Origin of the sequence: Psychrobacillus sp. FSL W7-1457 (assembly GCF_038593405.1) — a bacterium.
GTDB lineage: Bacteria > Bacillota > Bacilli > Bacillales_A > Planococcaceae > Psychrobacillus.
Genome location: NZ_CP151993.1, coordinates 3,630,459 through 3,643,004 on the forward strand (window position 1 = coordinate 3,630,459; position 12,546 = coordinate 3,643,004).

The window sequence follows — 12,546 nt, forward strand, 5'->3', positions numbered from 1 at the left end:
TTAAAAGCTCCGGTGGCTGAGGTACTGCCTCCTCGCCTTTCCCCATTTGCCTGTCGGGGCAGACATAGGCGCTTGCGCTTTTCTCGATGTCTAGCTCCACCGCCTTGCCCCTCGGGGTCAAATGGTTAAAAGCTCCGGTGGCTGAGGTACTGCCTCCTCGCCTTTCCCCATTTGCCTGTCGGGGCAGACATAGGCGCTTGCGCTTTTCTCGATGTCTAGCTCCACCGCCTTGCCCCTCGGGGTCAAATGGTTAAAAGCTCCGGTGGCTGAGGTACTGCCTCCTCGCATTTTCCCATTTGCCTGTCGGGGCAGGGATAGGCGCCTGCGCTTTTCTTGTTTAATTGCTTGTAAGTGTTCTAAAGTACTGATCCACAAAAGGGATAAGATAGTCTAATAGCTCTTCACTTGGGTTCATCTTTGCATGATGAAGACCAAAAGGAGAATCGACACCCGCCCAGAATAACATGCCTGGTATGTCTTTTAAAAAATATCCAAAATCTTCACCTGTCATCGCTGCGTCACAATGAATGGCGTTGGTTGCTTGATGCTGATCAGCAAAAGCAAGAAAATCATTGGTAATGTCATGATCGTTATACACCTGATAATAGGATGATCCATAATCAATTTTTACCTCACACTCAAACGCGATTTCAGTAGCATGGCAAAAAGCCTCTATCTTTTCTTTTATTAATGCCATCGTAGTAGCATCCATCGTTCGAATCGTTCCTTCTAAACGAGCATGACCTGAAATAATGTTTTGTACGGTGCCTGATGTAAATTTACCAATCGTTAATACTGCAGGTTTCATTGGGTTAACTGTACGGCTAACGATGGACTGCAACTGCAACAATAGGGTTGCTGCAGCTATCGACATATCCTTTGCTTGATGTGGAAATGCAGCATGCCCTTCCTTCCCTATTAAATCAATGTAAAGCTCCGACGTATTCGCAAATAGGAGGCCAGGACGGGTAGCTATCGTCCCAACTGGATACTCCGGTGCTACGTGATAAGCAAATATCTTGTCAGGTACTAGCTCAGGATGTTCTTCCCTTAACCAGTTAAGCATCGGAAGAGCACCACCTGGGCTTTCCTCTGCTGGCTGAAACAAGAACACCATATTGTCGTTTATTGGTGTACCTACTATTTTTTCTAGTAACCCAAGTGCAACAGTCATATGCATATCATGACCACATGCATGCATTTTCCCTAGATGCTCAGAAGAAAAGTTAACCTCTGTAGCTTCCGTGATTGGCAGACCATCAATATCAGTTCTCCAACCAATCGTTTGAGTTGGTTGAAGCCCTTCTACTTTCACGACAATTCCTGTTTTCCAAGTAATAGTCGTTAACCGATCCTGCCGAAGGGACCCGATCTGCTCTAAAAGGTATGCTTGCGTTTTCACTTCTTCAAAGCCAAGCTCCGGTATACGATGCAAATCGCGACGAATATCAAGTAAGGCCTTCATATGTCACCTTCTTAAATTTGACGTAGTTCTTGCATGATTTCTGTTTTAGATTTTGTTTGTGCATCGATATCCTTAATCACCTTTGCAGGGGTACCAGCAACAACTGTATAAGGAGGCACGTCTTTCGTAACAACTGCTCCAGCTGCAACAACCGCACCTTTTCCAACACGGCATCCCTCTAGGACTACGGCATTCGCACCGATTAATACGTCGTCTTCAATAATTACCGGAGTTGCAGAAGGTGGCTCGATAACACCTGCAAGCACTGCTCCAGCTCCGATATGACAATTGTCTCCAACCGTCGCACGGCCACCAAGGATTGCTCCCATGTCGATCATTGTTCCTTTACCTATAACGGCTCCGATATTAATCACTGCACCAAGCATGATAATCGCATTATCCCCAATGCTTACTTGATCACGGATAACTGCGCCTGGTTCGATTCTCGCATTAATCCCTTTTAAATCTAATAGTGGAATAGCAGAATTTCTGCTCTCATTTTCTACTACTACATCTTCGATTTGATCCTTATGCTGTTCTAAAGCAGGTTGAATTTCCGACCATTCTCCAAATAGAATAAGAGAATTTCCTTGTCCAAAAACTTTTGTATTATCCCCAAAAGAAAGTTGGTCAATACCATTTCCCTTTATGTATACCTTCACTTGTGTGGATTTCTTTGCGTGTTGAATGTAAGAAATAATCTCATGTGCATCTAACTGTTTCATGTTCTCATTACCTCCTCAAATATGTGCTTATTGTACAGTAATTTTTATTAAAAATCACGAATTTAAATACATTTTGAAATAATTAATTAACTCCATCTATTAATACAAACCAACACACCTACTCAGAATTATTACAGATATATTGCAGGTGCCAGGCACCTGCAATATATCTGTAATAAAATCTTAAATATCTGAAAATACTGATATTTAGTTGTAAAATTTTAGATTAAAAGTATAATATTAATAATCATCTACTTAAAATGACAATTATATTATTGTTTTTAAATTTGAAAACGCTGTCATTTAGATGATAATAATCCTTTGGGGGGAGAGAAAATGAAGAAGAAAAGTTTTAGCATTATTTTGTTCGTCACAGTTTTAGCACTTTTTATGGCTGGATGTAGTGGGGGTAAGCCAAATATTGCAATTGGCCCACCTGCTAGTGAAACTAACTCTGTTTCCAAGCTAATTTTAGATGCATATGGAATTACAGACGATGATTACAAGGCTTATCAGGAAGGATTCGGAGATGCTGCTGATGGTGTACAGGATGGCAACATTGATATTTCTATAGGTATACTTGGTCTCCCTGCTGCTAGTATTGAGAGCTTGCAGAATTCTGCAGGAGATGTAGTAATGATGAGTTTATCTGATGATGCGATTTCCTATATCGAAGAGAATAGTGGCTATAGACGTCACACTATACCTAAGGACACGTATGACTTTTTGGATTCCGATGTAGAAACGGTTACAGCGTACGCCATTTTAATGGGAAGCACGGACACGATTGATGAAGAACTTGGGTATGAGCTAACTAAGATCATGATTGAAAATGCCAGTGAAAATACACATGCTCAGGCAAAGCAAATGATTTTAGAAAATGCTCTAAACGGAGCTGAAGGACTTCCAATTCATCCTGGGGCTAAACGTTACTATGAAGAACAGGGTCTTACTGTAGACAATCCGGTCGCAGAGCTGACTGCTGACAAAAGCAATCGAAAAAATGATTTTATTCTAGGTACCGGAAGCCAAGGCGGCACTTATTATCCACTAGGCGGAGAGATGGCGAGCATTTGGAACAAGCATATAGAAGGATTTAACTTAACTAATACAGAAACTGGAGCGTCTGTAGAAAATCTATCCAGTATTCGAGACGGCAACATGGATTTAGGAATGTCTGTACATGTGCCAGCATTACAAGCAGTAAATGGTGAGGCTGCATTTGAAGGACATGAGGTTCCAAACGCCGCTTTTATTGGTCATATTTATCCAGAGGTTATTCAAATTGTTACACGTGAAAGCTCAGATATTAAAAGCTTAGACGATGTAAAATAAAATCGATGTATAAATAAATCTAGTTAAAGATGAGGTGAGGCAATGAAAGATCAGCAACCTGTAAATGCACAAGAAATATTGGAAAAATACGATAAAGAAAATCAGTTCCGAACAAATATTGGAAAGTGGGCATGGGTCGTTACCTTTTTAGGTGTAGCCTTAACCGTATTCCATCTATATACTGCCTACTTTGGAACTCTGCCCACCCAAAAACAAGGGGCTGTCCATGTAGGAACTGCTCTCGGAGTTATCTTTCTTTTGTATCCATTCAAAAGGAGCTTAATTAAAACTCAAAGGAATATCCCCTGGTATGACATTGTACTTGCCTTTACTGCGATGTATGTGACCTACCATAAAATATTCTTTTTTGATTCAATTTTACAGAGCAGAATTTCCGGATATAGCATACCTGATGTAATTATTTCCATCCTTGGGATTCTTCTCGTCCTGGAAGCGACCAGAAGAACGGTTGGCTTACCAATCGTGATAGTGGCTTTAGTAGCCATACTTTATGCTATCTTCGGAAATTTTGTCCCTACTCAAATCCTTTCACATCCTGGATTTTCGATTGAGCGAACCGCTACTGCACTTTGGTACAAAGAAAGTGGAATCTTTGGCACCCCAGTTCAAATTTCAGCAAAGTTTATATTCCTCTTCCTATTCTTTGGCGTAATGCTCGTACAAACAAACGTAGGGAAATTCTTCAATGATTTAGCCTTTTCCTTAACAGGAAGATATACAGGTGGTACAGCAAAAACCGCAGTTGTAGCTAGTGCACTGCAAGGAACTATATCAGGAAGCTCCGTTGGTAATACGGTGGCAACTGGATCCTTCACCATCCCTATGATGAAAAAAGCAGGATTTAAGCCGGAATTTGCTGGAGCAACTGAAGCTGCTGCATCTACCGGCGGACAAATTATGCCTCCTATGATGGGTGCAGCCGCGTTCATTATGATGGAGATATTAGGGGTATCATATGGAACTATTATGATGGCCGCAATTATCCCAGCCATTCTCTATTTTACCGGTATTTTTATAGGGACACATTTTGAAGCAAAAAAACTAAAGATACATGGATTGCCTAAGTCCCAATTACCTTCTTTTACAAAGACGATGAAACGGAATTGGTATATGCTTTTACCACTTTTCGTAATTACAGGAACCATTATTTACGGATTTACTCCGCAGCGTGCTGCACTATTTGGAATAGTCGCTGCCTTTCTAGTGAGCTTAATACGCAAAGAAACAAGAATGTCCCTTAAAAAGACTATAAATGTTTTAGAGCAAGGTACAAGAGTTGCTCTTCCAGTTATAGCCGCGGTTGCTACAGCTGGTATTATAGCTGGAATAGTAAGTATGACAGGCCTTGGCTCCAAATTTGCTGCTGGAGTGATAGCCCTATCCAACGGATATCTAATTCTTGCTCTCATATTTACTATGATTGCTTGTATTGTATTAGGAATGGGTTTACCTACTACAGCAAACTATGTAGTTACTGCTACTATTGCTGCTCCAGTATTAATAAATGAATTTGGAGTAGCTCCAATTGCTGCACATATGTTTGTATTCTATTTTGGAATAGTCGCAGACATCACTCCTCCTGTCTGTCTAGCAGCTTATGCAGGGGCAGGCATTGCCGGCGCAAATCCATTTAAAACGGGTATGAACGCAGTCAAATTAGCCATTGCGGCCTTTATCGTTCCATTTATCTTTATCTATAATCCAATTTTAGTGATGGTAGATGTGGAACCAATCAGCATGATACTATCCTTAGCTGGTGCTTTAATTGGGATGGTTGCGGTAAGTAGCTCTATGATTGGCTATTTCATTAGATATTCAAGGTTTTGGGAGCGATCTGTCTTATTTGTAGCCGGGTTAATGCTTATTGTTCCTGAGGTTTTAAGTAGTGCGATTGGACTCGTGCTTATCATAGGAATTTGGTTCATACAAAAAAGAAGAACAGACGATGAGCTTGAAATGGAAAGTCCAAGGTCTAGTCAAGCACTGTATTAATTAAGCCTTTAATTTTCAGAAGAATATGTTATATTATTAGTAACTAATATCGAAGGGACGATGGGTGGACTATGATTTTATAATCTTATTTCTCGCTTAATATTACTGCTTTACGCAGAAAAATATTTTTAGCTAAAACGGAAATAGGATTAGTCTGCCCATTTTTCAAATCAGGTCAATGAAATTACTGCAAACATGTTGTAGTTATTTTTTGTCGTACATTTAAATGGCAGCAGAATCCTTCCGTCTAGAAACGGAGGGATTTTTTTAGTCTCTCCGGCAGGGAGGAAATGTTATGACAATACAAGGAAGAATAGTAAATCTAAGCATTACACATGGTCATAAAGAAATTATTAAAAATATAAAAACGGATATACCTTTAGGTGCTGTAATAGGTATTGTAGGGAGAAATGGTGAAGGTAAATCTTCGCTTTTGTCCGTCCTTTCAGGCGAAGCTCCCCCCTCTTCTGGACAAATCGAATGGATAGGAGCTCCTCCGACCATTAGCTACTGCAAGCAAGAGGACGAGAATTTCTATTCAACTGAAGTGGAGAAGGATGAATGGACTTATATGAGCAAGTGGTCTGTACCCCGTACCCTTTCTTATAATAGTTTAAGTGGTGGAGAAAAGATGAAAAAAAGACTAGCTAAAGTTTTTGCAGAAAGGTCTCACTTACTATTACTTGATGAGCCTACTAATCATTTAGACCAAAGCAGTCTATCTTTTTTAAAGGAGCAAATAGCTACCTATCCCGGAACCATTATTTTAGTCTCTCATGACCGTTATTTTTTAGATCAAGTATCCAATTATATATGGGAAATTGAATATCAAAATCTAACTCCTTACAAAGGAAATTATTCTACCTACCGAAAAAGAAAAGAAGAATTACTCCTTACTCAACAGAGAGAATACAACGCGCAACAATCGAAAGTACAACTTGTAGAAAAACAAATTGCAGAGTTAAGAAAATGGACTAATAAGGCTCACGCTGAGTCTACAAAGAAGGATGGCTACAAAGAATATTTCCGAATGAAGGCGAAGAAAAAGGATGTTCAAATCCGTTCTAAACAAAAACGATTAGAACTAGAGCTTTCTAAGCATCGGGTAGACCGTCCAGTAGAGGAAAAGGAAGTCAATTTCTCTATTGACGGGAATAAGAAAAAGGGAAAACGCATTCTAGAAGCCAAAAATTTAAGCAAATCCTTTAATGCCAAAACTCTTTTCCAAAATACCTCTTTTACTATTCAATCAAATGAACGCGTTGGTATTATAGGAGCTAATGGAAGTGGTAAAACAACCTTCTTTCGGATGCTTATAGGAGAGGAACCCTTTGATGGTGAGCTTTGGAAAACGGATTCGATGAATATCGGCTATTTACGACAAACTGTATTCGACCTTCCGAATGAGCAGACCCCCTCTAACTTTTTTGCAACTACAGATTTCGAAACACGAGGAATTATTCAAACTTTGATGACCAACTTGGGATTTTCAAAGGACCATTGGCTACGTCCCATTTCTACTATGAGTATGGGTGAAAGGGTAAAACTCAAGTTAATGGAGTTCATGTTAGATCAAAAAGATGTACTTATTTTAGATGAACCTACGAATCATCTCGATTTACCCTCTCGAGAACAGCTAGAAAAAACTCTTTCCACTTATCCGGGTACTATTTTACTTGTAACTCATGATCGTTATTTTTTAGAAAAGTTAACCAACAAGCTACTTATATTTGAAAATAAGAAAGTCCAGAAAGTCGAGATGACTTACAATGAGTGGCTCCATAGAGAAGAGGAAAATGAAGTCGAAAAAATTCTCCTGACTTTAGAAACAGAGCGTCTCGCCATTTTAGGCCAATTAAGCTACCTTCTACCTAAGGATTCCAAGTATGCCGAGTTAGATGAGCAATTTAATTTACTGACCCAAAAGATTAATAAGTTAAAAACCAAATAACACAAAAGAGGATGTGACGTAACACTCCTCAAAATAAAATGTATGTTTTCTGTTACGACAGAAGCTTTCCGAGGGCACGGCTTCAATCTCCTCGTCGCCGTCTCCCTACCAAACAATAAGAGAGATCATTTAAAAAGAAATAAGGGCGTGAAATCAAGTTGTGGTTGATTTCACGTCTTTTAATTTATTGACTAGTTATTTCTCAGACACTTTTCAAAAAATATGTCGATTTCCCGGGAAATAGGTCATTGAGGTCTAAATTAATTTACATTAACTGAAAATCAACATATAATAATAGAAATCCAATCAGAAAAGTAGGTTTTAAGATGAAGACAATTCCAAAACCCCTTGTTATGGTCAATCAGTGGTCAATAGTAACCTCCGTAGTCATAGCGCTTCTTATTCAATCAGCATGGATTTTACTTATACCATTAATAGCTAATCTATCAAGTTTATTAATTGGATTCCACCCTATCTTATTTATAGCTAAAAGGTTTTTAAAGAAGCCTGGTAGTGAATACATCCAAGAGGATTATGATCAGCTAAGATTTAATCAATGGCTTGCAGTTGGCTTTTTAGTTGTAGCTAGCATTAGCTTTTTCCTAAAGTGGAGCATTTTATTTAATATTGCAACAGTCATGGTTGGCTTAGCAGCATTTGTAGCTATATTAGGGTTTTGTATAGGTTGCTTCTTTCGTTTCCAGTATCAGCAATGGAAATATCGGAGAAATAACTCTGCTACCCATTAAAAAAAAAGAGAAGAACGTCACAGTTCTACTCTTTTTTTATTTGACATTAACGATTATCCAAAGCACAAAGAGTTTCTTCACTCTTCACAATTCATGTTTCTTCCAGTACTTCTAGCTGTTTCACTAATGATGTAGCTTAGTTTCAAACGCTTAAACCATCTCTCCGAATCATTCATTTCTCCTGTTATTCCATTTACCTCTTCGTGATACTCAAGTCCATTCACTTCCAAGTAGCCTAATTGGAATCCTGCTATTCTGTATGCAATCATGGCCCATTCTGCATCCGTCATTTTGGCATTCGAATAATGATTGATATAATTAGCGCATTCTCTTTTAAAGGCGCAGGATCCTGCTGTAATATCAAAGCTTTGCCCTACCTCCAACGAAAATATTTTATTGGTCACTCTTTCAGTCTCGATCCATTCCAATGGATGAGTGAGCATGGCCTGTTGTGTTCTGCCTATAACTAAATAGTCATAATTAGATATTTTATTTACTACTCTCTTTAATTCATTTGGATAACTATGTATCCATGTCAGTATCCGATCTAAATCACAATAATGGTAATGCTCACTATGACTCTGAAGTGAAAATTTTAGAGCTTGCCTTCTAGCATCAGCTGCTCCCTTTTTAGGAATTACACGATATTTAACTGCAGTGTTTTGTATTACTTCTAACAATTTCTTAGAAGTTTCATCACTTATGGTTAAATATACATCTCCATATATATTAGAAAGTGCCTGATGGTAAGTTTTAAGTAGGTCTAAACTTTTCCCATCTGGATCATGAGTTACGGTGACAAGAACTGGTTTATCCACGATTGGTTTTCCCTTTCTTTCCAAGGCCATACGTTATAGCAATAGCTATGAAGAGAACAAGGAGTACCCCTCCAATGAAAGAAACGGATATTGTATTCCAATTGTTCTTCTTACTTCCCGCATACTCTCCGTCACTATTTGCTTTCACGTATATCCCTACTTCTGATTCAACAGCAATAGCTTCCTCTGGATTTACTTCCACTATTTCATAATACTTAGTCCCTTTAGGAAATGTATTAGAAAAATTACCTGAATACGTTCCTTCTCTATCGGAGTATTTAGTGACGTGTCCAATCTCCTTGCCTATTTTCTCTACGTTTTCTTCTGTAATTATATACACGTCACCATCCCAAACTACAAACTGATATGCCCAGCTTGCCATAGCTGGGCTTAGGATGACGAAGCTGCCTAACAGCAGGATTAATGCACAAATATAGGATGTCCTCATTCTCTTTTCTCTCCCTTTTACCAATTAGACGCTCCATAGTTCCAACAGTTTCTTTAAAAAAATTAATAGGATTCTTCTTGCCTTGATAAACGCTTAGCCCATGTGTCACTTATTTCCATTCTGCTAAATGATTTGTCTTTGGGGTTCATATACTTTGTAGAAAGTCCATATCAAAAAAAATCCTCACTCCAGTTTCCTGAAGTGAAGATTTTCTCTGTATATCATTAAGCTAATTCTACATTGTGATAGACTTGCTGAACGTCCTCTAAGTCTTCGATAGCATCAATCATTTTTTCAAATTGTGCTTGTGCATCTGCATCCAATGCAATGTCGTTTTGTGCAAGCATTGTAAGCTCAGAAATTGTAAATTCCTCAACTCCTGCTGCTCTTAAAGCTTCTTGCACCACGTGGAATTGATCTGGCTCAGCGTATACGATGACCGCGTCTTCTTCTTCCAAGATGTCACGAGCATCCACATCAGCCTCCATTAAGATTTCTAATACCTCATCAGCTGTTTTTCCTTCTAACCCAATAACTGCTGTTGCATCAAACATGTAAGATACGGAACCACTAACTCCCATGTTGCCGCCATTTTTACCAAATGCAGCACGCACATCAGAAGCAGTACGATTTACGTTATTTGTTAATGCATCTACGATAACCATTGATCCACCTGGACCAAATCCTTCATAGCGAAGCTCGTCATAGCTTTCCTCAGATCCACCTTTTGCTTTTTCAATTGCTTTATCAATAATATGTTTTGGCACACTGTAAGTTTTCGCACGCTCTAATACAACCTTTAACGCTTGATTGGAGACGGGATCAGGTTCACCTTGTCTTGCTGCAACGTATATTTCACGACCAAATTTGGCATAAATACGACTAGTATTCGCATCCTTGGAAGCTTTCTTTTCCTTGATATTATTCCATTTACGACCCATAAAGTCCCACTCTCTTTCTCCTATTGTTTTCGTACTCTAGAATTCTACTGTGTTATTATACATTAGATTCCTTACAAGTAGCAAAAATTAATACATTAACTTCCATTCACTCCACACTCAGATACCTTTATATCCAGGAGAATATCTTAGTTAGACCTAACTATTAACAATAACAATTCCATAAGAAAAAAAGAGTCTTTCCATTCTTAGGACAAGACTCTTTCAGCCAATTATTTTATTAACCTTCTGCTAAAACGTTCCGAACAGAGTCTCTTAGTTTAGCTGTAACAGTTTGCATGCTTTCTAGATTACGTACGAGTGGCTCATCTTGATAAAACTCTGCAAATTGTTGCCCTTCATACCTTGGTATAACATGCATATGATAATGGGTCAATTCACTAAAGACTCCTCCATTTTGACAGATTGTAATCCCATCTGGGGCATATAATCTTTTGATAGCCTTAGAGATTAGCCTAGATGCATCCATGATAGAATAGGCTACCTCAACATCTAGGTCATCCACATCCTCATAATGCCTTTTCGGAAGTATCAGCACATGCCCATTATTAAAGGGTTCATGGTCTAAAAAGCAGGTAATATGATCATTCTCAAATATAACAAATATCTCTTGTTTTTTATTCGCTAACATACAGCCTAAGCAATCGGTCATTTAGTTTCCTCCCTACAGCATTTTTTCTAGCACAATTTTATGCTTACCTTTATTACTTATAAATGTTTCTTTAATATCAAACCCAAACTTTATATTTAAAATCAGCATTTCTCTTTTTTCATTTCTTGAGATGGTACGTGCTTTTGTGTACCCCATTGACTTAACAAGTTCATGCTGTCTACGCATCAGCTCTTTCGCTATTCCTTTTCCACGATAATCCTTGTGAACACCGCCAAGCCAGCTATAAAAGGTGCGATTTCCGTAGTCGTAGCCAATTTTAAATCCTACTACACGGTCTCCATCTTTTGCTACAAACAGGATTAAATTGTTTTTTTCTTTTAACTTCTCTGTTGCCAAGTCCGAGCCATCAAATACATGCTTATGTAGCTCCAAAACACCAGAAAGCGTCTGTTTGTCCGGTACCCCATGAAAATATTCATACTCCACCTTTACTCCCCCTCCTGCTCCAGTTGCTCTTTATAATCGAGTTTAACTTTGCCTAAAAGTGCTTCACAGCCCTCTAAAACCAAATCATAGGTTTCCTGAAAATCACCAGTGAAATAAGGATCAGGTACATCTTTCTTGTGCTCAGTCAAATCTAAAAAACGAATAATTTTGGGATGGTCAGGTTGACCAAGCATGTGTCGTATATCTTTAATATTATTTTCATCCATACCAACAATATAGTTAAATTCTTCAAAATCTTCTTTTTGTAGCTGACGTCCGGACATACCCTCTGTGGAAATGTCATATTCTTTCAGCTTAGCTATTGTCCCTTGATGTGGTGGGGCTCCAATATGCCAGCCACTTGTAGCAGCTGAATCTACTTGTATACTCGCTTCTAATTTTTCCTTTGCTACTAGATGCTTAAATACTGCCTCCGCCATGGGAGAACGACAAATATTACCGAGACAGACAAATAAAATATGAATCATCTTTTAACATCCCTTCTTAGTCTATTGATACTCCATATGCTTTATCAATCCTATAAACTATCTTTATAATACCCTTTCTATGTCCCTCAAATCTTCTTGATTATAAAAGTACCAATACCAATTAACATAAATAGAATCATCATATAAATAATGAGCATTCCTATTTCTATTGATTCAACACCAAGCGCGAATAATATTAATAGTATCGCCCCTGTAACGAAGAGGACAACATAAAGTACAGTAGAAAAATAATTCTTCATCATTACAGTTGTGCGTTCATCCATATCCGGTACATTTCCTATCCGTTTTTGACGCCACCATGCATAAAGCAAAAAGACAGTAAAGCCCCCTAATGCTCCAGCTAACATGGGCAAGAATAGCCCCCAATTGAAGATGCCTTCCTCTTTACCCGCGATATACACCCCTAAAAACGAGCCACCAATGATACATCCACTAATAATTCCATACAATAGGATCTCATAGCCCTTCTTCATCC

General features: G+C 38.6%; 13 protein-coding genes. 4 read left to right on the forward strand and 9 right to left on the reverse strand.

Features of this window, described 5'->3' with window-relative positions; all coding sequences use genetic code 11:
• Positions 1-337: 337 nt before the first annotated feature.
• Both NSQ95_RS17785 and dapD read right to left on the reverse strand, forming a co-directional pair.
• A complete protein-coding gene (locus NSQ95_RS17785) occupies positions 338-1,465 on the reverse strand; it encodes an N-acetyldiaminopimelate deacetylase (protein ID WP_340881606.1) in 1,128 nt (375 codons plus the stop codon).
• A gap of 11 nt (positions 1,466-1,476) precedes the next feature.
• Positions 1,477-2,190 (reverse strand): 2,3,4,5-tetrahydropyridine-2,6-dicarboxylate N-acetyltransferase, encoded by a 714-nt coding sequence (gene dapD / locus NSQ95_RS17790; protein ID WP_340881605.1) that lies wholly within the window; start codon positions 2,188-2,190, stop codon positions 1,477-1,479.
• Positions 2,191-2,526: 336 nt separating this feature from the next.
• On the opposite strand from dapD, the gene NSQ95_RS17795 reads away from it, so the two are divergent.
• The 4 genes from NSQ95_RS17795 to NSQ95_RS17810 all read left to right on the forward strand — a co-directional run bounded on the left by NSQ95_RS17795 (position 2,527) and on the right by NSQ95_RS17810 (position 8,238).
• Entirely contained in the window at positions 2,527-3,525 is a 999-nt protein-coding gene (locus tag NSQ95_RS17795) for a TAXI family TRAP transporter solute-binding subunit (protein WP_340881603.1), read from the forward strand.
• 42 nt (positions 3,526-3,567) lie between these two features.
• Positions 3,568-5,538, forward strand: coding sequence for a TRAP transporter permease (locus NSQ95_RS17800; protein ID WP_340881602.1), 1,971 nt, complete (start codon positions 3,568-3,570; stop codon positions 5,536-5,538).
• 295 nt (positions 5,539-5,833) lie between these two features.
• A complete protein-coding gene (gene abc-f, locus NSQ95_RS17805) occupies positions 5,834-7,489 on the forward strand; it encodes an ABC-F type ribosomal protection protein (RefSeq protein ID WP_342560016.1) in 1,656 nt (551 codons plus the stop codon).
• A 326-nt stretch (positions 7,490-7,815) separates the two neighbouring features.
• A complete protein-coding gene (locus NSQ95_RS17810; protein ID WP_340881599.1) occupies positions 7,816-8,238 on the forward strand; it encodes a DUF4395 domain-containing protein in 423 nt (140 codons plus the stop codon).
• A gap of 77 nt (positions 8,239-8,315) precedes the next feature.
• Here the strand turns inward: NSQ95_RS17810 and NSQ95_RS17815 are convergent, their stop codons facing one another.
• The 7 genes from NSQ95_RS17815 to NSQ95_RS17845 all read right to left on the reverse strand — a co-directional run bounded on the left by NSQ95_RS17815 (position 8,316) and on the right by NSQ95_RS17845 (position 12,544).
• On the reverse strand, positions 8,316-9,056 hold the full coding sequence (locus tag NSQ95_RS17815) for a hypothetical protein (protein ID WP_340881598.1): 741 nt from the start codon (positions 9,054-9,056) through the stop codon (positions 8,316-8,318).
• Positions 9,049-9,504, reverse strand: coding sequence for a hypothetical protein (locus NSQ95_RS17820; RefSeq protein ID WP_340881597.1), 456 nt, complete (start codon positions 9,502-9,504; stop codon positions 9,049-9,051). The genes NSQ95_RS17815 and NSQ95_RS17820 overlap by 8 nt, the downstream gene beginning before the upstream one ends.
• A gap of 224 nt (positions 9,505-9,728) precedes the next feature.
• Entirely contained in the window at positions 9,729-10,445 is a 717-nt protein-coding gene (locus NSQ95_RS17825; RefSeq protein WP_340881596.1) for a YebC/PmpR family DNA-binding transcriptional regulator, read from the reverse strand.
• Between the two features lie 238 nt (positions 10,446-10,683).
• A complete protein-coding gene (locus NSQ95_RS17830; protein WP_340881594.1) occupies positions 10,684-11,115 on the reverse strand; it encodes an HIT family protein in 432 nt (143 codons plus the stop codon).
• A 12-nt stretch (positions 11,116-11,127) separates the two neighbouring features.
• Positions 11,128-11,562 (reverse strand): GNAT family N-acetyltransferase, encoded by a 435-nt coding sequence (locus NSQ95_RS17835; RefSeq protein ID WP_340881593.1) that lies wholly within the window; start codon positions 11,560-11,562, stop codon positions 11,128-11,130.
• 2 nt (positions 11,563-11,564) lie between these two features.
• The gene (locus NSQ95_RS17840) at positions 11,565-12,050 is read right to left on the reverse strand and encodes a low molecular weight protein-tyrosine-phosphatase (protein WP_340881592.1); all 486 of its coding nucleotides are present in this window, start codon (positions 12,048-12,050) and stop codon (positions 11,565-11,567) included.
• An 86-nt stretch (positions 12,051-12,136) separates the two neighbouring features.
• On the reverse strand, positions 12,137-12,544 hold the full coding sequence (locus NSQ95_RS17845; protein WP_340881591.1) for a hypothetical protein: 408 nt from the start codon (positions 12,542-12,544) through the stop codon (positions 12,137-12,139).
• Between the last annotated feature and the right edge of the window lie 2 nt (positions 12,545-12,546).

Excerpts from the sequence above, each read along its gene's own strand:
- NSQ95_RS17840 (WP_340881592.1), bottom strand. The coding sequence starts at position 12,050 with ATGATTCATATTTTATTTGTCTGTCTCGGTAATATTTGTCGTTCTCCC.
- NSQ95_RS17845 (WP_340881591.1), bottom strand. The coding sequence starts at position 12,544 with ATGAAGAAGGGCTATGAGATCCTATTGTATGGAATTATTAGTGGATGT.
- NSQ95_RS17795 (WP_340881603.1), top strand. The coding sequence starts at position 2,527 with ATGAAGAAGAAAAGTTTTAGCATTATTTTGTTCGTCACAGTTTTAGCA.
- NSQ95_RS17810 (WP_340881599.1), top strand. The coding sequence starts at position 7,816 with ATGAAGACAATTCCAAAACCCCTTGTTATGGTCAATCAGTGGTCAATA.
- NSQ95_RS17825 (WP_340881596.1), bottom strand. The coding sequence starts at position 10,445 with ATGGGTCGTAAATGGAATAATATCAAGGAAAAGAAAGCTTCCAAGGAT.
- NSQ95_RS17830 (WP_340881594.1), bottom strand. The coding sequence starts at position 11,115 with ATGACCGATTGCTTAGGCTGTATGTTAGCGAATAAAAAACAAGAGATA.
- NSQ95_RS17800 (WP_340881602.1), top strand. The coding sequence starts at position 3,568 with ATGAAAGATCAGCAACCTGTAAATGCACAAGAAATATTGGAAAAATAC.
- dapD (WP_340881605.1), bottom strand. The coding sequence starts at position 2,190 with ATGAAACAGTTAGATGCACATGAGATTATTTCTTACATTCAACACGCA.
- NSQ95_RS17785 (WP_340881606.1), bottom strand. The coding sequence starts at position 1,465 with ATGAAGGCCTTACTTGATATTCGTCGCGATTTGCATCGTATACCGGAG.
- NSQ95_RS17820 (WP_340881597.1), bottom strand. The coding sequence starts at position 9,504 with ATGAGGACATCCTATATTTGTGCATTAATCCTGCTGTTAGGCAGCTTC.
- abc-f (WP_342560016.1), top strand. The coding sequence starts at position 5,834 with ATGACAATACAAGGAAGAATAGTAAATCTAAGCATTACACATGGTCAT.